Origin of the sequence: Nocardia sp. NPDC052316, assembly GCF_044547795.1 — a bacterium.
Taxonomy (GTDB): domain Bacteria; phylum Actinomycetota; class Actinomycetes; order Mycobacteriales; family Mycobacteriaceae; genus Nocardia.
On sequence record NZ_JBIUBB010000007.1, the window covers coordinates 472,374 to 497,987 of the forward strand.

Sequence of the window (25,614 nt, forward strand, 5' to 3'; positions counted from 1 at the left end):
CAGTCGACCAATAGACGAAACCCCCGGCGCGCGGGGTGCGGCCGGGGGTTCGTGGGGTGAAGTGGTCAGCCCTTGACCAGTTCGGGGGCCGCTGTTTCGGGTTCGTCGGATTCTTCCGGGGCGGCGGCCCGGTTGGGCAGCAGGACTGCCATGACGATGACGATCAGGGCCAGCACGGCGGAGACCAGGAAGGCCAGGCGCATGCCGTCGAGGTGGGCGGTGATGGCGTCGGTGCCGTCTTCGACGAGCTGGGTGCTGCGGGCCGACATGACGGTGACCACCATGGCGGTGCCGAAGGCGGCGGCGACCTGTTGCAGGGTGCCGAGCATGGAGCTGCCGTGCGAGTACAGCTGGTGCGGGAGCGCGCCGAGACCCAGGGTGAAGACGGGGGTGAAGGTCGCGGCCAGCGACACCATCAGCACCATGTGTAGTGCGATCAGCTGCCAGTACGGCATGGTCATCGAGACCTGGGTGAAGCCGGCCAGTGCCACGGCGATGCCGATCGAACCGGGGATCACCAGGCAGCGGCCGCCGAAGCGGTCGAACAGCCGGCCCACGGTCGGTCCGAGCAGACCCATCGCCAGACCACCCGGCATCACCAGCAGGCCGGTCGCCAACGGGCTCAGGCCACGCAGGTTCTGCAGGTACAGCGGCAGCAGGATCATCGACCCGAGCATCGCCATGAACGCAACCGACATCAGCACCAGCGCCTTGGTGTAGGTGCCCGCCAGCAGCACCCGCAGGTCGAGCAGCGGGACACCGGTGCGCTGCAGACGCAGCTGCCGGAACACGAACGTGGCGATGAGCGCCACACCGGCGGCGACGATCAACGCCGGGCCGGTCAGGTTGTCGGCCTCGAACTTGCTGAGCCCGTACACCAGACCACCGAAGCCGAGCGCGGCGAGCAGCACGCTGGACCAGTCGATCGCGCCGGGCTGCGGCTCGCCGACGTTCTCCAGCTGCCGCAACCCGAGCCAGGTGACCACGCCGGTGATCGGCAGCACCAGCACGAAAAGCCAACGCCAGGAACCGACCTGGAGCACCAGCCCGGAGATGACCGGCCCCATCGCGGGCGCGACCGAGATGGCGAGGGTGACGTTGCCCATCACCCGGCCGCGATCCTGCTCGGGCACCACGGTCATCAGCGTGGTCATCAGCAGCGGCATCATCACCGCGGTGCCGCCGGCCTGGATGATCCGGCCGATCAACAGCACCACGAACGACGGCGCAACGGCCGACAGCGCGGTACCGGCCAGGAAGACACCCATCGCCAGGGCGTAGGCCTGCCTGGTGGTCACCCGCTGCAGGAACCAGCCGGTGGTCGGGATGATGGCCGCCATGGTGAGCATGAACGCGGTGGACACCCACTGCGCCGCCCGTTCGGTGACCGCGAGGTCCTCCATCAACCGCGGGATCGCGTTGATCATGATGGTTTCGTTCAGGATCACCACGAAGGTCGCGAGCACCAGCACCCGGATGACGGTCGGTGTCCGTCCTCCCGAGGCGGGAGCGGATGGTTCGGGCATCGGATACCTCCGGGGGCAGTGAGATCGGCAGGGCAACGTGTGGCCTTGGAGCTGCGCGCCCGCGGCGCCACAATGATTGAGACGGACTCGGGTGCGCGAACTCATCGGCGCGCATCAGTAAACCGGTCGATACCGACAAGTTTCATCGGATTTTCCCGCGCGCCTTCCGTGAGCCCGACCCGAATCAGCTGGTCAGCGGCCATTAATGAACCAATCGAACTTCAATCGTGAGCCTGGTCACTCTCGAGGGTCACGGCAAAGTGAGACCCGACCGCACACGGCCGGCAACACACTAGGGTTCGGACATGCGCGAGATCGATGCGTCCGAGTTCCTTCGGCGTTTGTCCCTACCCGGCGCGGAACCACCGAGCGTGGCCGCCCTGACCAGACTGCACGAGGCCTTCGTACAGCATGTGCCCTACGAGGCGTTGGAGATTCAACTCGGCCGGACCACCACGCTGGACCCGCTCGACTCCGCCGACCGGATCGTCCGGCAGCGCCGCGGCGGCTACTGCTACCACCTCAACGGCGCCTTCTCCGCGCTACTGCGGGCTCTCGGCTACCGCGTCACCTTGCACCGGGCAGGCGTGCAGAATTCCGGCGGTACCCCCGAGATCAGCCGAAACCATCTGGCGCTCACCGTCTCCGGCTTACCGGACGATCCGGAGACGACCTGGCTGGTCGATGCCGGACTGGGTGACGCCCTGTTCGCGCCACTGCCGCTGCGCGCGGGCGACTATCGGCAGGGCCCGTTCACTTTCGGTCTGCGCCCGTCCACCGCGGTCGCGGGCGGCTGGCGCTTCGACCACGATCCGCGCGGCAGCTTCGTCGGCATGGACTTCGATCCAGCCCCCGCGACCATGTCCGACTTCACCGAACGCCACCAATACCTCTCCACCGCACCGGAATCCGGCTTCGTCCGGGTATGCGTGGTGCAGCGCCGACATGCGAACGGCGGCGACACCCTGCGCGCCCGCACCCTCACCAGAATCGAAGACTCCCACACCAGCACAACGGTTTTGGATACGCAGGAGGACTGGTTCACCGCACTGCACGAGGTATTCGGCATCTCCCCCGCCGTCTTCGATCGCGCCGCCCGCCACCGGCTGTGGCAGCAGGTCACCGCGCAACACGAGGCACATCTGTCCCGGCAGAGCTGAGCCGCCCCCCAGAATCGAGGGGGAAGCATCTGCCGGTCCTATGGCTAGAGTGATCGGCGTTAGCTGGTGGGTTTGTCGGAGGGCAGCGGTGGAGCAAGCGTTCAGGGTCGATTTGCGTGGCGTTGTCGACCTCCTAAGTCACCACCTCTACGGCAGCCCGCGGGTATACATCCGCGAGTTACTGCAGAACGCGGTCGACGCCGTCACCGCGCGGCAGGCCATCGACGCGGACGCACCCGCCGAGGTGCGCATCGAGACCCCCGACAGCACGGGCGACGGCAGTATCCGGGTGTACGACAACGGCATCGGGCTGACCGAGCCGGAGGTGCACGAGTTCCTGGCCACCATCGGCCACAGCGGCAAGCGCGACAGCCTCGGCTTCGCCAGGCACGAGTTCCTCGGCCAGTTCGGCATCGGCCTGCTCTCCTGTTTCCTCGTCGCCGACGAGGCGCGCATCCTGACCCGTTCGGCCCGAGGCGGGCCGTCGGTGGCGTGGACCGGCTACGCCGACGGTCGCTACCGCGTCGAGGTCGCGGCCGAGCAGCGGCCCGAGCCGGGCACCACCGTGACCCTCACCCCACGCCAGGGCATGGAGCCGTGGCTGACCAGCACCACCGTCGTCGAGTTGGCCACGCTCTTCGGCGGCATGCTCCCGTTCCGGGTCACCGTCGACGGACAGACCATCACCGCGCCCGATCTGCCCTGGCGGGCACCGCATCCCACCCCGAGTGACCGCCAAGCGGCGCTGGCCACCTACGCCGAGGACACCTTCGGTTTCACCCCGTTCGCCAGTTTCGACCTGTCCAGCGCCGAGGCCGGGCTCACCGGCGTGGCGTTCGTGCTTCCGCAAGCGGCGAATCCGGCGGCCAAGACCGGTCATCGGGCCTATCTCAAGCGCATGCTGATCGCCGAGAACGTCACCGGGCTGCTGCCCGATTGGGCGTTCTTCGTCCGCTGCGTGGTCGACACCAGCGAGTTGCGCCCGACCGCCAGCCGGGAAGCCCTGTACGAAGACGACCTGCTGGAGTCGACCAGGGAGGCACTCGGCGAACAGGTCAGGGACTGGTTGATCGAGCTGTCCGCCGCGGACCCGGCCAGACTCGCGCAGTTCCTGCAGATCCATGACCTCGGCGTGAAAGCCCTTGCGCTGCACGACGACGACATGTTGCGCCTGGTGGATCGCTGGCTCGCGGTGGAGACCAATGCGGGCCGGATCCCGCTCGCCGAGTTCCGGCGGCGCTTCGGCGACATCCGCTTCACGCCCTCGGTGGAGGAGTTCCGTCAGCTCGCCGCCGTCGCCAACGCCCAGGGCATCGGCCTGGTGAACGGCGGCTACGCCTACCTCACCGAGATCCTCGAACGACTACCGACGATCGATCCGGAGATCCGCGTCTCCCGGCTCGAAACCAGTGAGCTGGCAACCCATTTCGACCTGATCGATCCGGCGACCGAGTTGGCGTTGCGCCCCTTCCTCGTGACGGCGCAGCGCGCGCTGGACCGGTTGGACTGCGAGGTCACGCTGCGCACGTTCGACCCGCCCTCGCTCGCGGCGCTGTATCTGCTCGACCGGGAAACCCAGCATCGGGCCGAGCTGCGCGCCACCCGGGCGATCGCCGACGACCTCTGGGCGGATGTACTCGGCGCCTTCGACACCGGGCTCGGTCCGGATCGGCCGCAGCTGGTCCTCAATCATCGAAACCCTCTGGTGCGCAAAATCTCTGCGCTAGCCGATCCCCGACTGGCCACCATGGCGGTCGAGGCGCTCTACAGTCAGGCACTACTGCTCGGCCAGCACCCGCTCCGCCCCGTGGATACGGCCTTGCTCAACAGATCTTTCGTCGGCCTGCTCGATTGGGCGGTACACGACGAGCGGGGAGAGGCGTAATGGCCAAGTCGGCGGACAGCCTGTACCAGTTGATCGAACAAGCCGATCAACTACCCTACGGCGACGGCAAAGACGCACTGCTGGAAGAGGTGCTGCGGCACGCGGAGGCCGGGGAGCACACCGAAGTCGCCTTCTACGCGCGGCTGCGGTTGATCGACGCGTACACCCAGGGGATGCAGCCTGCCAAGCTGTTCGTTCCGTTCGCCCGGTGCCTGGCCGATTACGACCGTAACCCGGCGGCGCACGAGCCGTGGGTGGCGGCGACGCTGCGCTGGGATTTCAAGCACGCCATCACGGCGATGACGAAATTCCCTGAGGTGCCCAAGGATCGGGCGTTGGCCGTGCTCGACCAGATGGAACGGCGTTACCGCACCGAGGGCCAGAGCTTGCACGCGGTGTACGCCTACCGCTACCGAGTGGCCGCGCACATCGGCGACCGCGCGGCCGCCGACGAGTGGTACGCGAAATGGTGTACGACGCCGCGGGATGAGAACTCCGACTGTGCGGGCTGCGATCCGACCAACAAGGCCGACTACCTGGTCGATCGGGGCCGCGACGCCGAGGCCATCGCGGTCGCAGGCCCAGTGCTGGACGGCGAGTTGGACTGTGAGCAGCAACCGCAGCGGATACTCACCACCCTGCTGCTGCCGTATGTGCGCACCGGGCAACTCGAGCAGGCGCGCAACGCGCACCGCCGGGCCTATCGCATCCTGCGCACCAGACCGCAGGATGTGGCCGAAATCGGCGACCACCTGCAGTTCTGTGCCCTGTCCGGCAACCAATCTCGCGGCCTCGAACTCCTCGATCGGCATCTCGGCTGGCTGGATCGCGCGCCGAGCCCCAAGGACGCCATGTGGTTCGCCGCGTCGGCGGCCTTGTTGCTGCGCACGGTGGTCGACGCGGGCCACGGCGCGGCGATCGTCCGCCGACCGGCGCACGCGGATCGCCCCGCGGCCGAGCTCAACGCGCGGACGCTGCACGATGAGCTGGCGCGCCACGCGTTCGACATCGCCGCCCGGTTCGATCAGCGCAACGGCACCGATCATCAAACGTCCACTGTGCGAAGCCTTCTGGCGAGCGAGCCGCTGGTGGAGCAGCTGCCCTTGTCCGCCGCGGCCGACCATCGGGTACCGGCGCCTCGACCGCAGGTGGCCGCCGCGGTGGACGTCGCCGCGCTGACCGCCAACGAACTCGTCGAACGCGCCGAGCACCTGTTGCGCCGATATGCCGACGAAGCCGCAGAACCTCTTGTGCGGCAACTTATCTCGCTTTCCGAAGACGCTCCCGCCGACTCGCTGCTCGCCGCACGTACCGCAGTCCTGCGGGCGCGGTTGGCCTCGTGGGACGACCACGACGCGGCGACCGAATCGCTACTGTGGCAAGCCGTCGAGCGGTACGAGGCCGCGGGTGATGAGAACGGTCGCCAGGTCGCCCTCGGCTGCCTCGGCAAGTACCTGTGCGCGCACGATCGAGTCGAGGAGGGATCGGCGCTGCTGCGTGCTTCGCATGCCTATCTGATCCAGCGCCCCGAACTCGAAGGCCAGGTCTGGTCCGCTATCCGGTTGGCCAGCGGCCTGTTGCAGGCCGAAGATTCCCCGGCCGAGCACCTGGCCGAGGTCGAGTCCCTGCTCGCGCAGGCCGCCGCCACCGCGGCCGAATCCGGCGACCCGGTGCTGATCGGCGATGTCGCGGCGCACCGCATGCATCGGCACATCCACAGCGCCGAAGACCTCGACGCCGCGATCGACGCCGCGCGCACGGCCGTTGCGGCCTTCAAGGAGGCCGGAATCCCCCGGATGGTCGCGCCTTCGGCCTTCCGCCTCGGCGTGCTGCTGCGCAGCCGCGATGAGGCCGAGGCGGCGTTGGTCGCCGCCGACGAGGCGTTGGCCGCCCTCGCCGCGGACGCGCCCGCCGACCTGCGGGTGGTGACGCACGGCCTGCGTGGTGCCGTGCTCAACGACCTGGACCGGCCGGGCGAGGCCATCAACGATCTGCTCACCGCGGTCGCTATCGGCCGGGCGGAGGGTCTGCCTCAGGTCGCTCGTTGTGTGTGGGATCTGGCCATCGCCTACCGGGCGACCGGGCAACTGCTCGACGCCGCCGACCTCGCCGAGGAGGCCGTCGCGAGCTGGGAGGGGCTCGGCCAGCACGACTCGGCGCATCAGTGCCGGTATCTGCTCGCGGGCCTGCATCTGCAGCTCGGCGAGCCGGATCAGGCGCTCGCGCTGTACGAGGAGATCGTCGAATTCCACCGTGCCCGAGACGAACACGGCGCGGTGGCGGAGATCCTCGCCGAAACCGCCGACCTACTCGACACTCTCGATCGCGACGCCCTCGCCGCCGAACACTACCGACAGGCCGCCGACGCGGCGCTGCTCGACCACGACCCACTGCGCGTTGCCTACTGCCGCTACTGCGCGGCGCTCTCGCTGCACTGGAGCGGTGAAACGGCCGAAGCGCTCGCCGCGCTCGAGGTGGCCGATCAAGCCTTCCGCGATTTCGCCGACGCCGAGCCCGATCCGAGCCTGCTCACCTGGCATCGCGCACGGCTCGACTACAACGCCGCGCGCATCCTGTTCGCCGACGACCGGCTGGCAGATGCCGCGTCGCGAGCCGTTGCCGCCGCGACCGGCTTCCGCGCCATCGACGCCATCGAGCCCGCGCTACGCGCCGATCTCGTATACGGGCGGGTCCTGCTGGAGATGGGCCGCGCCGATGAAGCCGCAGCAGTCCTCGGCAAGGCGCTCACCGAAGTCGAGGAAGACGATCCGCTGCACGAAGTTCTGTCCAGCGCCTTGGCTGCCGCACGCGAACACAGCGAATGAGCCAGCCCCCCAGGCGATCCGTGGCGCGACGCGCCCCGAAGTAGACCTCTCAGCGCCCGAAAGCGCTGGCGGCCAAGGGATCCACGTCGATCATGTCTTCGATGTCCCGGCGCGGGGTGGCCGGCAACGGCGCGGCGTCGGTCGGCACCCAACCGACGCGGATCATGGTTTGCGGGAAGGCGCAGTCGTAGAGCACGTGGGATCGGATGTCGTCGCGCAGTTCGGGGAGGCCGAGCGGCTCGGTCTGCAGGCAGCTGGACAGCCCGAGGCGGGTGGCTTCCAGCAGCAGAGCGCTGGTGGTCTCGCCGGCGCGCAGTTGGGACGGGCGGTCGTCGTGCGGGGTGCAGACCACCAACCACTCCGCCGCGTCGGGCTCGGTGAGGCCGTCGATCAGCTCGGCGTCGGCGAACACGCGGGCGGGGATCTGGTCGCACTGGTGCGGGCGTGGCACATTCGCACCGGGCACGCCGTCCTCGGTCCGGTGCCCGCCGCTCCATTCGGCGAGCTCGAGCTGATAGTCGGAGTCCACCGCGTGCCGGGCCACGGCATCGTGGAACGGCCGCACCAACCGGAGGCGAAGCCCGTCCGGGACGTGGCGCACCACGGCGCCGAACTTCGCCGCCCTGGTCGAGATGGTCCGGAGGTGACCTGCCGGGATCTCCCACGAGCGGTAGCCACGGCGGTCGCTGTGCCGCTGTAGTACCGCGGCACCGAGCTCGATGTCGGCCTGGGTGGGCTGGTGCGGTGTGAGCTCGATGGTGGCCAGATGGTCCGGTTCGTCCGGGTCGGGCAGCTGCGTCACGTCGGCGGACCAGCCGACCACGGCCAGCGCGACGCGCAGATGATGCAGCGCCGCGCCGCAGCTCACCACCAGCTTGCCCTGCCGCGGATCGCTCGCCACCAGATGGCGCTTCGGATCGGCCCACAACTCGATCACCCGGTCCCGGATCCGCCACCGCCACGGCTGGGTGTTGTGGATCGACGGCGCGCGTACCGCCATCTCCAGCGCGATCTTGACCGTGTCCATGGTCGGCGCCGACGGTGCCATGAGTGCGAGATACCTTCCAGATAGAAAAATTCAGTAGGCGCCACACCTTGTTGACCAGGCCATTCGTCGTCGACGCCGTTCTCCAGTGTCACCGCGGTACGCCGTTCTGTCATCGAGGTGAATGTCACTTCAGTCCCAGACACAGCTCGACGCCGCCGGTCATGGGTAGACACGGCGGCGGCGGGCTGCGCTACCGCGGCACACCGCGCCATCATTCGACTCAGCGACGCAACGCCGTCTCCTGCTCCATGTGCGAGAACTTCTCCGGATTACGCACGGAGTAGAGCCCGGTGACCAGCCCGTCGTCGATACGCAACGCGATGACGCTGTCGACGGCGCCGTCGTGGCGGAGCAGCAGCGCCGGGGAGCCGTTGACCTGCACCGGCTCGATCGTCATCATGGCGCGGACCCGCGGCAGGCCGATGGACAGGAAGCGGGCGACCCGGTCTGCTCCGATGATCGGATGCAGTGCGGCCTGCTTGATGCCGCCGCCGTCGCCGAGGAAGACGACGTCCGGCGCGAGGATGTCGAGCAGGTCTTGCATGTCGCCGGTTTCGACGGCCCGGTGGAAGGCGTCGAGGGCGCCTTTGGTCTCGGCCGCGGACACCACCCCTCGCGGTCGGCGCGCGGAGACGTGCGCCCGAGCCCGGTGGATGATCTGGCGGACCGCGGCGGGGGTCTTGTCGACCGCTTCGGCGATCTCCTCGTACGGCAGATCGAACACCTCGCGCAGCACGAACACGGCCCGCTCGGTGGGCGCGAGCGTCTCCAGCACGAGCATCATCGCCATCGACACGCTCTCGGCCAGCTCGAAGTCCTCGGCCACGTCGGGTGCGGTGAGCAGCGGTTCGGGCAGCCATTGCCCGACGTAGGACTCCTTGCGACGACCTAGGGTGCGCAGCCGGACCAGCGCCTGACGGGTGGCGATCCGAACCAGATAGGCGCGCTGGTCCCGCACCGTATCGAGATCGACCCCGGCCCATCGCAGCCAGGTCTCCTGCAAGACGTCTTCGGCGTCGGCGGCCGAACCGAGCATCTCGTAGGCGACGGTGAACAGCAGATTGCGGTGCGCGACGAAGGTGGCGGTGGCGTCCGGGCGGTCGTCCTCGGCGCCGGCCGCACGGCGATCTTCGGGCGGGTGCTGCGACGTGCCTGCCATAAATGGCTCCTCTTCGCTCTCGACTGTGTCACGCATCAGACACCGGGCCCCGCGGTTTTGTGACACCCGCAGCGAGTGGCACACGTCACGCCACCGCGCCTGTCACACGAGCCGATGTCTCGGCATCTCATGGTCGTTCAGTTCAACACCACCAGTGAGGACCCAGTCATGGAACCCCGTATCGACCTGTTCAGCACTGAAATCGGCGGCAAGATCGCCAAGCGGTTCGCCAACGTCGGTCTGACGATCCAGCAGTCTGCGCTGCCGAAGGCCACCCAGGAACTGGTGTCGCTGCGCGCGAGCCAGATCAACGGGTGCGGCTGGTGCATCGATGCCCACACCAAGGACGCCGCGGCGGCCGGTGAAACCTCGGTCCGGCTGCATCTGGTGGCCGCATGGCGCGAGGCCACCGTGTTCACCGAGGCCGAGCAAGCCGCGCTGGCCCTGGTCGAGGAGGGCACCCGGCTTGCCGACGCCCATCAGGGTGTGTCCGACGAGACCTGGGCGCAGGTGCGCAAGCACTACGACGACGAACAGACCGTCGCGCTGGTCGCACTGGTGGCCATGATCAACGCGGCCAACCGACTCGCGGTGATCGTGCACCAGAAGGGCGGGTCCTACGAGCCGGGCATGTTCGCCACCATGGCCAACTGACCCAGGCGGGTTGCGGCCCGGCTCGGGATCAGATCCGGGCCGGGCTCGCAGTTGATCGGCGGATGATCGAAAACTTATGGGTGCGGGTTGGGGCCGCGCGATGCTCTAGCTGAGCTCCGCGATCCGAATGAGCGGCGCGCACCCGTCTTTGATCAGGTAAGGCCGAGATGACAGAGCAACCGTCCATCTATTTCGCGCTCGACGACCAGCCGCAGCCGCAGCCGCACAACGCCGTAAGGTCACTGCGGCCACGGGCGATGGCCGGGATCGTCGCGGCGGCGCTGGCCGCGGCAGCGGTCGCCGGAGCCGTCGCGACCCTGCCGTCACTGCCCGGCATCGCGACCGCGGAGGCGCCGGCAACCACGTTCGACCGGTTCGATGATCTTCCGGATCTGGCCAAAGACAGCTTCACCGCCGGAGACATCGAGGCGGCCCGCGGATACGCGCAGGAGCTGTTGGCGATAGCGCCGGGGTTCCGCGGAGACTGGAATTACGGCAACGCCATCCACGACGGAAACATGGTGCTCGGCCGAATCGCCCTGCGCGAGGGCCGCGTCGAGGACGCCAAAGCTCACCTGCTCGCGGCGGGCAACAGTCCGGGTTCGCCGCAGATCAACAGCTACGGACCGAACATGAGCTTGGCCAAAGACTTACTGGAGCACGGCGAGCGCCAGGTGGTCCTGGAGTATTTCGAGTTGTGCCGCCGGTTCTGGGAGCTGCACAACGGCCGTTTGGACCGGTGGAGTCAGCTGGTCCAGCTCGGGGTTGTCCCCGATTTCGGCGCGAATTTGGTCTACTGAATCGAGCCTTGCGTAGGGTCGTGTGGTGGTCGGTGCGGTGCGCGAGCGGTGGTCGGCTCGTCCGATAGTCGGTCCGTCGGCACCGGAGCTCGACGTCAACTCGACTGATACCGCGCGCGGTTGGTGGGTCACCGTGGTGCTGACGCTGCTCGCGGCGGCGACCCGGTTCGCTCAACTCGGCTCGACCACCGACGCCGGGATGCCGGTCTTCGACGAGAAGTACTACGCGTTGCAGGCCTGGGAGATGCTGCACAACGGGATGGGCATCGAGGACAATCCCGGGTACGTGGTCGTGGTCCATCCACCGGTCGGGAAGCTGCTGATCGCCGTTGGCGAGATCCTTTTCGGTTACACGCCGCTGGGATGGCGGTTCGCCGCGGCGGTGGCGGGAACCCTGCTGGTGCTGTTGGTGATTCGGATCGTCCGGCGGCTGACCCGCTCGACCCTGATCGGCGCCGTCGCCGGAATCCTGATGATCGCCGACGGTGTCACGTTCGTCTCGTCGCGGATCGGCATGCTCGATATCTTCCTGGCGGTGCTGGTCACCGGCGCGTTCGGCTGTTTGATCGTCGATCGCGACGAGGTCCGAGGGCGAATGGCGCGTGCCGCGGCCGAGGGCCGGATTGCGTTGTCCGCGTTCGGGCCTCGTCTCGGCGTGCGATGGTGGCGGTTCGGCGCGGGTGTGCTGCTCGGGTTGGCCTGTGGCACAAAGTGGTCCGGCGCGTACTTCCTGGCTTTCTTCGTAATCCTGTGTCTGGGTTTCGATGCCGCCGCGCGGCGTCACTACGGGGTGCGGCGCCCATTTCTCGGCACGGTCGTGCGAGACGCGGCACCTGCGGCGTTCGCGCTGGTCATAGTCGCGCTAGGGGTATATCTCGCGTCGTATGCGGGGTGGTTCGCCAGCGAGACCGGGGTGAACCGACATGCCGTCGCGGACGGCGGGTTCTTCGCCTTCGTCCCACAGGCGTTGCGCGCCTTGTGGTTCCACCACGCCGCGGTGCTTGACGTGCACACCCACCTGACCAATTCCGCCGGCTACCACCATCCGTGGGAGTCGAAGCCGTGGACGTGGCCGATGGGGTTGCGACCCATGCTCTACCACTTTCCCGAGCCCGAGCTGACCACCGGATGCGGGCAACCGGAGTGTGTGCGCGCGATCATGCTGATCGGCACGCCCGCGATCTGGTGGCTGGCGGTGCCCGCACTGGGGTGGGCGTTATGGCAGTCCGTCACGCGACGCGACTGGCGCTACGTCGCGATCCTCACCGGCTACGCGGCGGCCTGGCTGCCCTGGTTCGCCGTGCTCGACCGGCAGATGTACTACTTCTACGCCACCGCCATGGCCCCCTTCCTGATCATGCTGGTGGCCTTGGCGCTCGGGCAGATCCTCGGCCGCGCGACCGACCACCACGAACGCCGCGACACCGGTCTGCTGCTGGTCTGCCTGTACCTGGGGTTGGTGGTCGCGAACTTCGTCTGGAACTATCCGATCCTCACCGGGCTGCCGATCACCGTGTCGACGTGGCAGCAGCACCTGTGGTTGCCGAGTTGGCGCTGAGTTCTGCACCACAGCTGCGCAGTCCGCCGGGCCGGGACAAGGGGGCGCGGACACCTTCCGCAGCAACAGTATTGACCAGATTCCGCCACCGGCCACCGCACCGTCCGTGATCCACCTCATTCAGGTAAGGCTTGCCTAACTGACAATGGGTCGTTCTAATGGCCGCCATGGACACAATCCATATCTCCCGCCGCCGTCTGCTCACGACCGCCTGCGCAGCCGGGCTCGGCGCCGCTCTCACCGCGTGCACCGGCCGGTCCGCCGACGAGCAGTACACCGGACCGGGCGGCTGGTCGTTCACCGATGATCGGAACCACACCATCCACACCAAGGAGGTCCCGTCCCGCATCGTCGCGTTCGCCGGCTCCGCCGCGCTGCTGGCGGACTACGGACTACAGGACCGCATCGCCGGGGTCTTCGGCGAAACACGTACGACCGCGGGCGAACCGGCGCCGCTGGCGGGTGATCTCGATCTCGGCAAGCTGACCGTGCTCGGCAACAACTGGGGCGAGTTCAATGTCGAGAAGTACGCGGCGCTCGAACCAGATCTCCTCGTCACCGATATGTATGTGCCCGACCGGCTCTGGTACATACCGGACGAGAGCAAGGAGAAGATTCTCGCGATCAATCCGAATGTCGCGACGGTGCGCATCGCACACCGGACACTGCCGGAGATCATCGCGCGCTACGCCGAGCTCGCGCGCACACTCGGTGCGGACCTGAACGCCCCCAAGGCAACCCAGGCCAAATCCCGTTTCGAGGCCGCGTCCCAGGCGATCCGCGATGCCGTCGCGCAGCGCCCCGGCCTGCGCGTGATGGCGGCCTCGGCCGCGCAGGGAATCTTTTACGTCTCCGACCCGCGAATGTCGACCGACCTGCGCTACTTCGCTGAGCTCGGCGTCGACATGGTCACCCCGGACAACGTCACCCCCGACGGCTTCTTCGAGGAGCTCAGCTGGGAACACACCGACAAATATCGGGCCGATCTGATCCTGCTCGATCGCCGATCCGGCACCTTGTCGCCGGAAGCACTTGCCGCCAACCCGGTCTGGCGCGGCTTGCCCGCGGTGCGTGCCGACCAGGTCGTCGGTTGGCAACCGATCTTCCGGTTCTCCCACGCCGGTATCGCCCCGCTGCTCGAGGATCTCGCCGCCGCCGTCCGCCGCTCCGGCAAAGTGACCTGACGAGGAATCCCATGCGCGCCCAGCCTTTCCGATTCTTCGAGAACGTGCCGGTCCTGCGGACCGAACTGCTCAGCCCATCCCAACTGCGCATCGTGTTCGGCGGTGCGCCGTTGGCGGGGTTCGCCAGTGGCGGCCGCGACCAGAGCCTGTCGCTGTTCCTTCCCCACCCCGGCCAGCGAACCCCCTGGGTGCCGGTCGACGCCGGGGACGACTGGTTCGCCGCGTGGCGCGCCGCCGACCCGGCCGTTCGCGCGGTGATGCGCGCCTACACCGCGCGGGAACATCGGCCCGAGACCGCCGAATTGGCTATCGACTTCGTCCCGCACGCCGACGGCGGACCGGCCGCACGCTGGGCGGCGCGGGCGCAGCCGGGCGATCGGGTCACCATCCTCGGGCCCTGCGACGGCGACAACCGCAGCGTCGCCTTCCGCCCGCCCGGCGAGGCCGGATGGGTCCTCCTCGCCGCGGACGAGACGGCGTTGCCCGCGGCGGCGAGCATCCTCGAATCGCTGCCCGCCGGAACCGTCGCCAAGGTCTGGATCGAGGTCCCGCACCGGGCCGACCGCCGCGAGTTGCCCACCGAGGCGGACGCCGAGATCACCTGGCTGGTGCACGAGGACCGCGACCGTGGCCGCATCGTGCAGGCCGTCCGTGCCGCCACGCTCCCGGACCGACGGCCGTACGCGTGGATCGCCGGCGAGTCCGGCGTCGTCCGCGCCCTGCGCCGCCACCTCGTCGCCGAACGCCGGATCCCCAAGGCGGACGTGACCTTTCGCGGCTACTGGCGCCTCGGCGCCACGGAGGACGACCTGCGCAACGAATGATGCCGCCGGTCCCTCCCGGTCCTCCTTTCGACCGACGCCTACCCGGCGCACCCGCACCTACCGTGAATCCATGAACTCCCTGGTGCATTTCGTACGAGCCCGCATTCTGGACGACGAAGCCGAGGCGCGCGCCGCCGAGCACCGAGGGGCGAACGGCCCCTGGTCGAGCCGGCGCATCCTGGCCGAATGCGCCGCCAAGCGCGCGGTATTGGCGGCATTGGAACGCGATCACAAGAAGAAGTCCGAGGAACAAGACTGGGACTGGCTGGACGAGGAGGCGGCGTTCGCCTGGCTGTTCGGCGACTCGAAAGCGGACGAGTCCAAGAAGCTGGCCAGGGAGATCCTGCGGGCCTTGGCCCAACCGTACGCCGATCACCCCGACTACCAGCAGGATTGGTTCGCCAGTCCGCGGCGGATCCGCAGACCCTGGTAAGCGCCGTGGCGTGACGCTCGCGGTCGACAGCTCCCGATCCGGTGAAAATGCTTTATGCCTAAAGCTTTAGTTGTAAAGTACTCGCTACCGCGACTTCTGAGGAGAGCGCATGAAGGTCGTGTGCATCGGCGGCGGACCCGCCGGCCTGTACTTCGGGTTGCTGATGAAGCAGCTCAACGCCGATCACGAGGTCACCGTGGTCGAACGCAACCGCCCCTACGACACTTTCGGCTGGGGCGTGGTCTTCTCCGACGCCACGATGGCGAACATGCGGGTGTGGGATCGGGCCACCGCGGACCGCATCCAATCGGCGTTCAACCACTGGGACGACATCGAGTTGCGCTTCAAGGGTCGCGTGCTGCGCTCGGGCGGGCACGGCTTCGTCGGCATCGGCCGCAAGAAATTGCTGAACATCCTGCAGGCACGGTGCGAGGAGATCGGGGTAAAGCTCGAGTTCGACCGAGAGGTCCACTCGGCCGGCGAATTCCCCGACGCAGACCTGATCGTCGCCGCCGACGGCATCTCCTCCAAGATCCGCGGCGAACACCGGGACGTCTTCGCGCCCGACCTCGTGACGCGCCCGAACCGCTACATCTGGCTCGGCACCGAGAAGCTCTACGACGCTTTTACTTTCGACTTCGTGCGGACCGAACACGGCTGGATACAGGCCCACATCTACAAGTTCGACGAGAACACCAGCACCTTCATCGTCGAGGCGCCGGAGCGCGTGTGGCGAGCGCACGGCCTGGACCGGGCCCGCCCGGACGAGTCGGTGGCGTTCTGCGAACGGCTCTTCGCCGACAACCTGCACGGCGAGAAGCTGATGACGAACTCGCGCCACCTGCCGGGCTCGGGGTGGCAGAACTTCCAACGGGTCAAATGCGAGAAATGGTGGCTGCGCAACGGCAACAGCCACGTCGTGCTGATGGGCGACGCCGTACACACCGCGCACTTCGCCATCGGCTCCGGCACCAAGCTTGCGCTCGAGGACGCCATCGAACTGGTCCGCCAACTCGGCGAGCACGGCGACACCCCGGCCGACCTGCCCCTGGTCCTCGAGCACTACCAGCAGATCCGCTCGATCGACGCGCTCCGGCTACAGAACGCGGCATGGAACGCCATGGAGTGGTTCGAGGTGTGCGGCGAACGCTACTGCGACCAACTCGAACCCGAGCAGTTCATGTACTCGATGCTCACCCGGAGCCAGCGCATCAGTCACGAGAATCTGCGCCTGCGCGACAAGGGCTGGCTGGAGAACTACGAACGCTGGTTCGACGCACGGGCCGGGATCGCGCGCACCGCCGAAGAGCCCTCCGTCCCACCGATGTTCACGCCGTACACGGCCCGTTCGGTGACGCTGAAGAATCGGGTGATCGTCTCGCCGATGGCCCAGTACTCCGCCGTCGACGGCATCCCCGGCGACTTCCACCTGGTACATCTCGGTGCCCGCGCGCAAGGCGGTGCCGGGCTGGTCTTCGTCGAGATGACCTGCGTGAGCCCGACCGGCCGGATCACGCCGGGCTGCCCTGGCCTGTACACCGACGAGCAGCAGCGGGCATGGCGGCGCATCGTCGACTGGGTGCACGACAACTCCGACGCGAAAATTGGCCTGCAGATCGGTCATTCGGGCGCCAAGGGCTCCACCCGCCGCATGTGGGACGGCATCGATCAACCGCTCACCCCCGCCGACGACGAGCCGAACTGGCCGCTGATCTCGGCCTCGCCGCAGCAATACCTGCCCGGCGTGAGCCAATGGTCGCGGGCGATGACCCGCGCCGACATGGACGAGGTGACAACACAATTCGTCGAAGCCACTCGCCGCGGCGCCGCGGCGGGCTTCGACTGGCTGGAATTGCATTGCGCGCACGGCTATCTGCTGTCGAGCTTCATCTCCCCGCTCACCAACCAGCGCACCGACGCCTACGGCGGGTCGCTGGCGAACCGGCTGCGCTATCCGCTGGAGGTGTTCACGGCGGTGCGGGGCGCATGGCCGGCCGAACTCCCTATGTCAGTGCGTATTTCGGCGCACGACTGGGCCGAGGGCGGCATCACCCCCGCCGACGCCGTCGAGATCGCGCGGTGCTTCAAGCAGGCGGGCGCCGACCTGATCGACTGTTCCTCCGGCCAGGTGACCAAGCAGGAGCAACCGACCTTCGGGCGAATGTGGCAGACGCCGTTCGCCGACCGGGTACGCCAGGAGGCGGGCATCCCCACCATCGCCGTCGGCGCGATCTCCGAGGCCGACCACGTGAACAGCATCGTGGCCGCCGGTCGCGCCGACCTGTGCGCCATCGCCAGGCCGCACCTGGCCAACCCGGCCTGGACGCTCACCGAGGCGGCCAGGATCGGCTACGCCGAGCTCGCCTGGCCCAAGCAGTACGGCGCAGCCAAGCGGCAGTTCGAGGCGAACATCCAGCGCCAGCAGGCCGCCGCCGCGGCGGGGAACCGATGACCGGCACCGCCGAGCCAGGTCTCGCCGACCGGCACGCGTTCGTCACCGGCGGCTCCCGCGGCATCGGCGCCGCCATCGCGCGCAGGCTCGCATACGACGGCGCACGCCTCACCCTGGTCGCGCGCGACCTGGCCCGCGCCGCCGAAACCGTTGCCGGGCTGCCGAAGTCGGCCCGAGCGCTCACCATCGCGTGCGACGTCACCGATCCGGGCGCCGTCACCGCCGCGTTCGACCAAGCCCGCGAACGACACGGCGCGGTCGACATCCTGATCAACAATGCCGGCCAGGCGGCAAGCGCACCGTTGGCCCGCACCAGCGACGAACTGTGGCAGCGCATGCTCGCCGTCAATCTCACCGGCACCTTCCTCTGCACCAGAAACGCGGTGGCCGACATGCGCGCGACCGGGCGCGGCCGGGTGGTCAACATCGCCAGCACCGCTGGGCTGCGCGGGTATCCGTACGTCACCGCGTACGCGGCGGCCAAGCACGGCGTGATCGGGCTGACCCGCGCGCTGGCACTGGAACTCGCGGGCACGCCGATCACGGTGAACGCGGTCTGCCCCGGCTTCACCGACACCGACCTGTTGCGGGAGAGCGTGACCCGCGTGATCGAAACCACCGGCCGCAGTACCGAAGCGGCGCGCGCCGCCTTCACCCGGCACAACCCGCAGGGCAGGCTGATCGAGCCGGACGAGGTCGCCGACACCGTCGCCTGGCTGTGCTCGGACGGCGCGGCTTCGCTGACGGGGCAGTCGATTTCGGTCAGCGGCGGGGAGGTGATGTGAGGTGACCACCCACCCGGAGCTCGGCGACGAACGCATCGGTATGGAGGCCCGCACCAACTCCGGCGACCACCTCGATGTGCGGCTGTGGCTGCGACTGCTGGCCACCACCAACGAGATCGAGCAGGAGATCCGGACTCGGCTGCGGATGCGGTTCGCCACCACGCTCCCCCGTTTCGACTACCTGGCCCAGCTCGACCGGCACCACGACGGCCTGCGGATGAGCGCGTTGTCCCGCTATCTGATGGTGACCGGCGGCAATGTCACCGGCCTCACCGATCAGCTGGTCGCCGAAGGCTGGGTCGACCGGGTTCCGGACCCGATCGACAAACGCGCGACGCTGGTGCGGCTGACCGACCTCGGCCGCGCGCGCTTCGACGAGATGGCCGCCGAACACGAGCGCTGGCTCACCGAGATGTTCGCCGGGTTCGGCCGCGGCGACGAGCAGGCGCTGTTCGAGCTGCTCGGCAGGCTGCGCGTCCACCTCGCCGCAACGGCGGACAACGCCGACAATCACTCCCCCATATCGAACCACCGGGACCGCTGATGACCCAGAACCTCGACCCCGCCCTGCGCGCGGCCAACCGCACGACGCTCGCCGACTACGCGAGCACGCACTTCCGCTGGGAGGTGCACGAGGGGGTCGGCACCATCGTGCTCGACCGCCCGGAGCGCAAGAACCCGCTGACCTTCGACTCCTACGCGGAGCTGCGAGATCTGTTCCGCCGCTTGGCCTATGCCGAGGATGTCACGGTGCTCGTGGTGCACGGCGCCGGGGCGAACTTCTGCTCCGGTGGCGACGTGCACGACATCATCGGCCCGCTGATCGCGCTGCCGGCACCGGAGCTGTTGCGGTTCACCAGGATGACCGGCGACCTGGTCAAAGCGATGCGGGCCTGCCCGCAACCGATCGTGGCCGCCGTCGACGGTGTCTGCGCGGGTGCGGGCGCGATCCTCGCGATGGCGTCCGATCTGCGCGTCGGCACCGCACGCAGCACCACGGCGTTCCTGTTCACCCGGGTCGGGCTCGCCGGGTGCGATATGGGGGCGTGCGCGATGCTGCCGCGGATCATCGGGCAGGGCCGCGCCGCCGAGCTGCTATACACCGGCCGCGCGATGACCGGCGACGAGGCGTACACGTGGGGGTTCTTCAACCAGCTCGCCGAACCGGAGGCGCTGCTCGACGCCGCCGGGCAGCTCGCGCGCCGCCTGGCCGAGGGGCCGACCTTCGCCCAGGGCATCACCAAAACCATGCTGCACCAGGAGTGGTCGATGTCGGTGGATCAGGCCATCGAAGCCGAGGCACAGGCCCAGGCCCTGTGCATGCTCACCGAGGATTTCGCGCGCGCCTATCACGCGTTCCGGGCCAAGCAGCGCCCGAAGTTCGAAGGGAACTAGCGATGTCCGAAGACCACTGGGACTGGCCCTTTTTCGAGGACGAGCACCGGAAACTGGCTGCCGCACTGCATGCTTGGGTCGCCGATCAGCCTGCCGAGGCGAGCGGCACCGATCTCGATGATCGCTGTCGTCACCTGGTTCGTACCCTCGGCAAGGCGGGCTGGCTGCGCCACACCGTCGCCGGAACCGACTTCGGCGGAAGTCATGACCGGATCGACACGCGCACAATATGTCTGGCGCGCGAGATCCTGGCCGAGCACGACGCGCTCGCCGACTTCGCGTTCGCCATGCAGGGACTCGGCTCCGGCGCGATCAGCCTCGCGGGCACCGAGGAGCAGAAGCGCCACTACCTGCCCCGGGTGGCCGCCGGTACGGCGATCGCGGCGTTCGCGCTCTCGGAGACCGGCGCGGGCTCCGACGCCGCCGCGCTGTCGTGCGCCGCACGCGCCGACGGCGACGAGTTCGTCATCGACGGGGAGAAGACGTGGATCTCCAACGGCGGTATCGCGGACTTCTACGTGGTCTTCGCCAGGACAGGGGAAGACAAAGGCGCACGGGGCATCTCGGCGTTCCTCGTCGACGCGGACAACCCCGGCCTGCACATCGCCGAACGGATCGACGTGATCGCCCCGCATCCGCTGGCGCGGCTGCGTTTCGACGGCTGCCGAGTACCCGCTACGAAGCGGCTCGGCGCAGCGGGTGCGGGTTTCGGCCTCGCGATGCGCACCCTCGACATCTTCCGCACCTCGGTGGCGGCCGCCGCCGTCGGCTTCGCCAGGCACGCCATGGCCGAGGCACTCGCCAGGGTCACCTCGCGGCAGATGTTCGGCGGCGTACTGGCCGACTTCCAGCTGACCAGGTCCGAACTCGCGCAGATGGCCACCACGATCGACGCGACCGCCCTGCTCACCTACCGCGCGGCCTGGCAGCGCGACCAGGGACGGCCGGTCACCCGCGAGGCCGCCATGGCGAAGATGGCCGCGACCGAAGGCGCGCAACGGGTCATCGACGCCGCCGTGCAGATGTGGGGCGCCTTGGGGGTGGTCCGCGACCGGCCGGTCGAGCGGCTCTACCGCGACATCCGGGCCCTGCGCATCTACGAGGGCGCCACCGAGGTGCAGCAGCTGATCATCGCCCGCGAACTCCTGCGGGCAGCCACGAACTCCTGACCCACGATTCTCCCTCTCTCCCACAAGGTTCGACCATGACAAGCGCGCACCTCGACACCTTCGCCCGTGACAACCTGCCCCCGCTCGACCAGTGGCCGGACCTCGTGTTCGACCTGCCTGAACTCCAGTTCCCTGCCCAACTCAACTGCGCGAGTGAACTACTCGAGCGCCACCTGACCGACGGCAACGGGGAACGACTGTGCGTGCAAGCGCCGGGGGGACCACGCTGGACCTACGCCGACCTCGACGACCGGGCCAACCGCATCGCGGCGGTGCTGGTGCACGAGATGGGGCTGGTGCCGGGCAACCGCGTACTGCTGGACGCCCCGAACACGCTCATGCTCGCGGCGTGCTGGTTCGCCGTGATGAAGGCGGGCGGCATCGCCGTGACGGCCATGCCGCTACTGCGGGCCAAGGAGCTCACTCAAATCGTCGAGAAGGCGCGAATCACGCACGCGCTCTGCGATGTCGCGCTGTCCGCCCGCGTGGCGGCGGTAGCGGCGGCCTGCCCGACCCTGGACCGGATCCGCTACTTCCACAGCACCTCCGACGACGGACTCGAAGCGCTGATGGCCCGCCACGACGGCCGGTTCGACACGGTCGCGACCGCCGCCGACGACGTCTGCCTCATCGCCTTCACCTCCGGCACCACCGGAGTTCCCAAGGCCACTATGCACTTCCACCGCGACGTCATGGCGATCTGCCACTGCTTCCCACAGCACATTCTGCGCCCGGCGCCCGACGACGTGTTCATCGGCAGCCCGCCACTGGCCTTCACCTTCGGCCTCGGCGGGCTGCTGCTGTTTCCGATGTCGGTGGGCGCCTCGGCGGTGCTGCTCCAGCAGGCCACTCCCCCACTGCTGCTCGACGCGATCACCGAATTCGGCGCGACCGTACTTTTCACCGCGCCCACCTCCTATCGAATCCTCGCCCGCTACGACCTGCGCGGGACCTCGCTGCGCAAATGCGTCTCGGCGGGCGAACCGCTGCCGCCGAGTACCAGGACCCGCTGGCGCGAGGCCACCGGCCTCGAGCTGATCGACGGCATCGGCGCCACCGAGATGCTGCACATCTTCATCGCCGCCGACGAGGCGCAGGCCCGGCCAGGCGCGACGGGCCTGCCGGTACCCGGATATCAGGCGCGCGTGGTGGATGCGGAGGGAAACACGTTGGGCCCCGGCGAGATCGGCTTGCTCGCGGTGCGCGGGCCGACCGGCTGTCGCTACCTCGCCGACGACCGGCAGAAGGTCTATGTGCGCGACGGCTGGAACTACACCGGTGACACATACTCGACCGACGTCGACGGCTACTTCCACTATCAGGCACGCTCCGACGACATGATCGTGTCGTCGGGCTACAACATCGCCGCCCCCGAGGTGGAGGACGCGCTGGCGGGGCATGCCGCGGTGGTCGATTGCGCGGTCGTCGGCGTGCCCGACGAAGATCGCGGTCAGATCGTCAAGGCGTATGTGGTGTTGCGCGCGGAGGTCGAGGCGAACGACGGGATGGTGGCGGAGTTGCAGGATTTCGTGAAACAGGCGGTGGCGCCGTACAAATATCCGAGGGCCATCGCGTTCGTCGACGCCCTGCCGCGCACGCCCACCGGCAAACTGCAGCGCTTCCGGCTGCGGGAACCCGCTGCGGTGCCGAGTGATTCGGGAGCCGACGAATGAGGGTCTTGCAGCCGCCGGGATGGCCGCGCCCGCGCGGGTACGCCAACGGCGTTGCCGCCCGCGGGGAATTGGTGTTCGTGGCCGGCATGATCGGCTGGGACGCCGACGGCGTGATCCGGTCGACCGACATCGCCGACCAGGCGCGCCAGGCGCTGCGCAATGTCGTGGCGGTGCTCGCCGAGGCGGGCGCCGAGCCCGCGCACATCGTGCGGATGACCTGGTACGTCACCGATGTCGACGCTTACGTACAGGCGTATCGGGAGATCGGGGTGGCCTTCCGGGAGATCATCGGCGGCTTCCAGGCGGCGATGACCGCCGTGGAGGTGAGTCGCCTCGTGGAAAAGGACGCCAAGGTCGAGATCGAGGTCACCGCAGTGATTCCGGATCCACCGGGCACCGATGATGTTCCGGCAGAGCAGGAGTGAGTTCCGTGGGAGTTGTCGTCACCACCACCGCCGGTGCCGTCGAAGGTCGTCGGGACGGGGAACTTTCGGTATTCAAGGGCATCCCGTACGCCGCGGCACCGGAGGGTCCGCTACGCATGCGCGCCCCGGCCCCGCCCGAAGGCTGGCACGGCATCCGCCCTGCCCTCCAGTACAGCGTCGCGCCGCCGCAGTTGCCGCTGACACCGGGCACACCGCCGCTGTGGCGGCCCGCCGACGGGCTCGACTGCCTCAGCGTGAACGTCTGGACACCGGGCGGCACCGGCGACCGGCTGCCGGTGATGGTGTGGATCCACGGCGGCGGCTGGAAGGCGGGCTCCTCCAGCGACCCGGCGCACGACGGCGCGACGCTGGCCCGCGGCGGCGTCGTCCTGGTGACGTTCAACTATCGAGTCGGCTTCGAAGGCTTCGGCTTCGTCGCGGGCCGTCCCGCCAATCGCGGCTTCCTCGACCAGGCCGCCGCGCTGCGCTGGGTGCACGACAATATCGCCGCGTTCGGTGGCGACCCGGACAAGGTGACCCTCTTCGGCGAATCCGGCGGCGGACTGTCCATCGCCGCACTGCTTTCCGCGCCGGCCGCCCGCGGGCTGTTCCGGCGCGCCATCGTGCAGAGCCCGGCCGCGCGCCTGCTGCCCGAGCACGAGGCGCGGCGGATCGCCGAGCTCACCGCCGCCGCCCTCGGCGTCGCGCCCGCCGAGCTGGCGGCGCAGCCACCGCTGGCCCTGCTGTCGGTGCAGGACGAGCCGCTCGCCGCGATGGAGGCCGACCCTGGCTCGTGGACCACGCCGGAGGCGATCACCGCCTTCACCCCCGTGATCGACGGCGTCACCGTGGTGGACAAACCGTGGCTCGCGCTCGGCTCGGGTATCGCCCGCGACATCGACCTGATCACCGGCTCGACCCGCGACGAGTTCACCTTATTCGCTTTGAGTCGCGGGCTCATCAAACCCAGCGCGTCCGCGATGCTCAAAGCACTGCCGACTTTCGCGCGCATCACCGCCCATGGCATGCGCAGCCACGGACTGCCCAAGGCGCGCCGCCCGACTCCGCTGCGCACGGTCGACTTGTCCACCACCGCAGCACATCTCGGCCTGCCTGTTTCGGCGCCGGCCGCTTATCGCGCGGCTTACCCGGGCGCAACGGACGCCGAGCTCTACGTGATCATGTATTCCGACGCCATGTTCCGGATGCCCGCGATCTGGCTCGCGGAGGCGCACACGGCCGCGGGCGGGCGCAGTCATGTCTACGACTTCGCCTGGGCCAGCCCGGCTTTGGGCGGCGCGCTCGGCGCCTGTCACGTGGCCGACATTCCGGTGACCTTCGGCAATACCGACAGTCCGCTCGCCTCGTTCGTGCTCGGCGGCGCCCGGCCCTCGGAGAGTCTGCTGCGACTATCCGAGCAGCTGCGGTCCTCGTGGATCTCCTTCGCCACCAACGGCGATCCCGGCTGGCCCGCGTTCACCGCCGACGGTGCACTGACGCGCGTCTGGGATACCCCGCCCATGGTGGCGGCCGACCCGCTGGCGGCGTCCCGGCGGATCTGGCAGGAACTCTCGGGTCGCTGATCGGTCAGTTGTCGTTGCGGTCGAGTGATTCACGGATCGCCGCTTGGGCGGCGTGCGGCAAGGTGTGCATGATCTCGCGGACCCGCTCCTTGCGGCGCAGCACCGCCTGACGCACCGGCATACCCGGTTGCGCCTGCATCTGCGGAATGATGCCCTCGACCTCCTGTGCGCCGCCGTCGTGATGCCCGGCGTCGAACATCGCCTGCTCGCGCGCCATCTGGGCCTCGTCCTTCTCCTCGGACATGCCGATCGGACCCTGCATGCGGCCGTTGAGGAACTGCTTGACCACCGGCTCGTCGGAGGTGAGCAGCACCTCACGCGGGCCGAACATGACCAGCTGGCGGCGGAAGAGCATGCCGATGTTGTCCGGTACGGTGCGAGCCAGGTTGATGTTGTGCGTGACGATCAGAATCGTGGCGTCGATCTGCGCGTTGATGTCGATCAGCAATTGGCTCAGGTACGAGGTGCGCACCGGATCCAGGCCGGAGTCCGGCTCGTCGACGAGGATGATCTGCGGGTCCAGTACCAGGGCGCGCGCGAGGCCCGCGCGTTTGCGCATACCACCGGAGATCTCGCCGGGTAGCTTGTTCTCGTCGCCGAGCAGGCCGGTCAGCTCCAGCTTCTCCATGACGATGTTCTTGATCTGCGACTCCGACTTCTTCGTGTGCTCACGAAGCGGGAACGCGACATTGTCGAAAAGGGTCATCGAGCCGAACAGCGCGCCGTCCTGGAACAGCACGCCGAAGAGTTTACGAATCTCGTAGAGCTCCTTGGTGGTACAGCGCATGATATCGGTGTCGCCGATATAGATCGCTCCGCGTTCCGGGCGCAGCAGGCCGATCAGCGATTTCAGGAAAACGGACTTACCGGTGCCCGACGGGCCCAGTAGCGCGCTCACCTCGCCGTACGGCAGCGTCAGTGAAACATCCTGCCAAATACGCTGCGCACCGAATGATTTCGTACAACCTTCAGCCCTGACGGCGACGCCCATGCTAGACCTCCATCGAATTCCGACGAGAACCCACCGGCGTTACCTGACGCACCCGACATCTCGTACTGGACCGTCGATCCACTGT

21 protein-coding genes are annotated in these 25,614 nt (G+C 68.4%); 17 read left to right on the plus strand and 4 right to left on the minus strand.

The features are described from left to right. Positions 1–65 precede the first annotated feature (65 nt). Positions 66–1,526 carry an MDR family MFS transporter gene (locus ACIHA7_RS33665; RefSeq protein WP_397295230.1) on the minus strand — a complete coding sequence of 487 codons (1,461 nt, stop codon included), beginning with the start codon at positions 1,524–1,526 and terminating at the stop codon, positions 66–68. A 305-nt stretch (positions 1,527–1,831) separates the two neighbouring features. On the opposite strand from ACIHA7_RS33665, the gene ACIHA7_RS33670 reads away from it, so the two are divergent. The 3 genes from ACIHA7_RS33670 to ACIHA7_RS33680 all read left to right on the plus strand — a co-directional run bounded on the left by ACIHA7_RS33670 (position 1,832) and on the right by ACIHA7_RS33680 (position 7,396). Next, a complete protein-coding gene (locus ACIHA7_RS33670; RefSeq protein WP_397295232.1) occupies positions 1,832–2,686 on the plus strand; it encodes an arylamine N-acetyltransferase in 855 nt (284 codons plus the stop codon). An 88-nt stretch (positions 2,687–2,774) separates the two neighbouring features. Further along, positions 2,775–4,571, plus strand: coding sequence for an HSP90 family protein (locus tag ACIHA7_RS33675; protein ID WP_397295234.1), 1,797 nt, complete (start codon positions 2,775–2,777; stop codon positions 4,569–4,571). Further along, positions 4,571–7,396, plus strand: a complete 2,826-nt coding sequence (locus ACIHA7_RS33680; protein ID WP_397295236.1) for a hypothetical protein — start codon at positions 4,571–4,573, stop codon at positions 7,394–7,396. Before ACIHA7_RS33675 ends, ACIHA7_RS33680 begins: the two co-directional genes overlap by 1 nt. A gap of 49 nt (positions 7,397–7,445) precedes the next feature. Here ACIHA7_RS33680 and ACIHA7_RS33685 read toward each other — a convergent pair whose 3' ends face one another. Next, a complete protein-coding gene (locus ACIHA7_RS33685) occupies positions 7,446–8,444 on the minus strand; it encodes an Acg family FMN-binding oxidoreductase (RefSeq protein WP_397295238.1) in 999 nt (332 codons plus the stop codon). Positions 8,445–8,664: 220 nt separating this feature from the next. Then, positions 8,665–9,603: an RNA polymerase sigma-70 factor gene (locus tag ACIHA7_RS33690; protein WP_397295240.1), complete on the minus strand. Its 939-nt coding sequence runs from the start codon at positions 9,601–9,603 to the stop codon at positions 8,665–8,667. Positions 9,604–9,771: 168 nt separating this feature from the next. Here ACIHA7_RS33690 and ACIHA7_RS33695 point away from each other — a divergent pair, with 168 nt between their 5' ends. The 14 genes from ACIHA7_RS33695 (at position 9,772) to ACIHA7_RS33760 (ending at position 24,538) form a co-directional block, all read left to right on the plus strand. Continuing rightward, on the plus strand, positions 9,772–10,257 hold the full coding sequence (locus ACIHA7_RS33695) for a carboxymuconolactone decarboxylase family protein (RefSeq protein WP_397295242.1): 486 nt from the start codon (positions 9,772–9,774) through the stop codon (positions 10,255–10,257). Between the two features lie 167 nt (positions 10,258–10,424). After that, entirely contained in the window at positions 10,425–11,057 is a 633-nt protein-coding gene (locus tag ACIHA7_RS33700) for a hypothetical protein (protein ID WP_397295244.1), read from the plus strand. Between the two features lie 25 nt (positions 11,058–11,082). Continuing rightward, the gene (locus tag ACIHA7_RS33705) at positions 11,083–12,615 is read left to right on the plus strand and encodes a dolichyl-phosphate-mannose--protein mannosyltransferase (protein ID WP_397295245.1); all 1,533 of its coding nucleotides are present in this window, start codon (positions 11,083–11,085) and stop codon (positions 12,613–12,615) included. A 167-nt stretch (positions 12,616–12,782) separates the two neighbouring features. After that, positions 12,783–13,799, plus strand: coding sequence for an ABC transporter substrate-binding protein (locus ACIHA7_RS33710; protein ID WP_397295247.1), 1,017 nt, complete (start codon positions 12,783–12,785; stop codon positions 13,797–13,799). An 11-nt stretch (positions 13,800–13,810) separates the two neighbouring features. Beyond that, complete coding sequence (locus ACIHA7_RS33715) at positions 13,811–14,623, plus strand: siderophore-interacting protein (protein WP_397295249.1); 813 nt, start codon at positions 13,811–13,813, stop codon at positions 14,621–14,623. A 70-nt stretch (positions 14,624–14,693) separates the two neighbouring features. After that, entirely contained in the window at positions 14,694–15,056 is a 363-nt protein-coding gene (locus ACIHA7_RS33720; RefSeq protein WP_397295251.1) for a DUF6221 family protein, read from the plus strand. Between the two features lie 109 nt (positions 15,057–15,165). After that, on the plus strand, positions 15,166–17,508 hold the full coding sequence (locus ACIHA7_RS33725; protein WP_397295253.1) for a bifunctional salicylyl-CoA 5-hydroxylase/oxidoreductase: 2,343 nt from the start codon (positions 15,166–15,168) through the stop codon (positions 17,506–17,508). Next, the gene (locus ACIHA7_RS33730; protein ID WP_397295255.1) at positions 17,505–18,293 is read left to right on the plus strand and encodes an SDR family NAD(P)-dependent oxidoreductase; all 789 of its coding nucleotides are present in this window, start codon (positions 17,505–17,507) and stop codon (positions 18,291–18,293) included. The genes ACIHA7_RS33725 and ACIHA7_RS33730 overlap by 4 nt, the downstream gene beginning before the upstream one ends. A gap of 1 nt (position 18,294) precedes the next feature. Further along, positions 18,295–18,837, plus strand: coding sequence for a MarR family winged helix-turn-helix transcriptional regulator (locus ACIHA7_RS33735; protein ID WP_397295256.1), 543 nt, complete (start codon positions 18,295–18,297; stop codon positions 18,835–18,837). Next, the gene (locus tag ACIHA7_RS33740; protein ID WP_397295257.1) at positions 18,837–19,688 is read left to right on the plus strand and encodes an enoyl-CoA hydratase family protein; all 852 of its coding nucleotides are present in this window, start codon (positions 18,837–18,839) and stop codon (positions 19,686–19,688) included. The genes ACIHA7_RS33735 and ACIHA7_RS33740 overlap by 1 nt, the downstream gene beginning before the upstream one ends. Positions 19,689–19,690: 2 nt before the next feature. Next, the gene (locus tag ACIHA7_RS33745; RefSeq protein ID WP_397295259.1) at positions 19,691–20,857 is read left to right on the plus strand and encodes an acyl-CoA dehydrogenase family protein; all 1,167 of its coding nucleotides are present in this window, start codon (positions 19,691–19,693) and stop codon (positions 20,855–20,857) included. 35 nt (positions 20,858–20,892) lie between these two features. Further along, positions 20,893–22,530 (plus strand): AMP-binding protein, encoded by a 1,638-nt coding sequence (locus ACIHA7_RS33750; RefSeq protein WP_397295260.1) that lies wholly within the window; start codon positions 20,893–20,895, stop codon positions 22,528–22,530. Next, positions 22,527–22,955 (plus strand): RidA family protein, encoded by a 429-nt coding sequence (locus ACIHA7_RS33755; protein ID WP_397295262.1) that lies wholly within the window; start codon positions 22,527–22,529, stop codon positions 22,953–22,955. Before ACIHA7_RS33750 ends, ACIHA7_RS33755 begins: the two co-directional genes overlap by 4 nt. 5 nt (positions 22,956–22,960) lie before the next feature. Then, on the plus strand, positions 22,961–24,538 hold the full coding sequence (locus ACIHA7_RS33760) for a carboxylesterase/lipase family protein (RefSeq protein WP_397295264.1): 1,578 nt from the start codon (positions 22,961–22,963) through the stop codon (positions 24,536–24,538). A gap of 4 nt (positions 24,539–24,542) precedes the next feature. On the opposite strand, the gene ACIHA7_RS33765 is transcribed toward ACIHA7_RS33760, so the two are convergent. Then, positions 24,543–25,529: an ABC transporter ATP-binding protein gene (locus ACIHA7_RS33765; protein WP_397295265.1), complete on the minus strand. Its 987-nt coding sequence runs from the start codon at positions 25,527–25,529 to the stop codon at positions 24,543–24,545. Between the last annotated feature and the right edge of the window lie 85 nt (positions 25,530–25,614).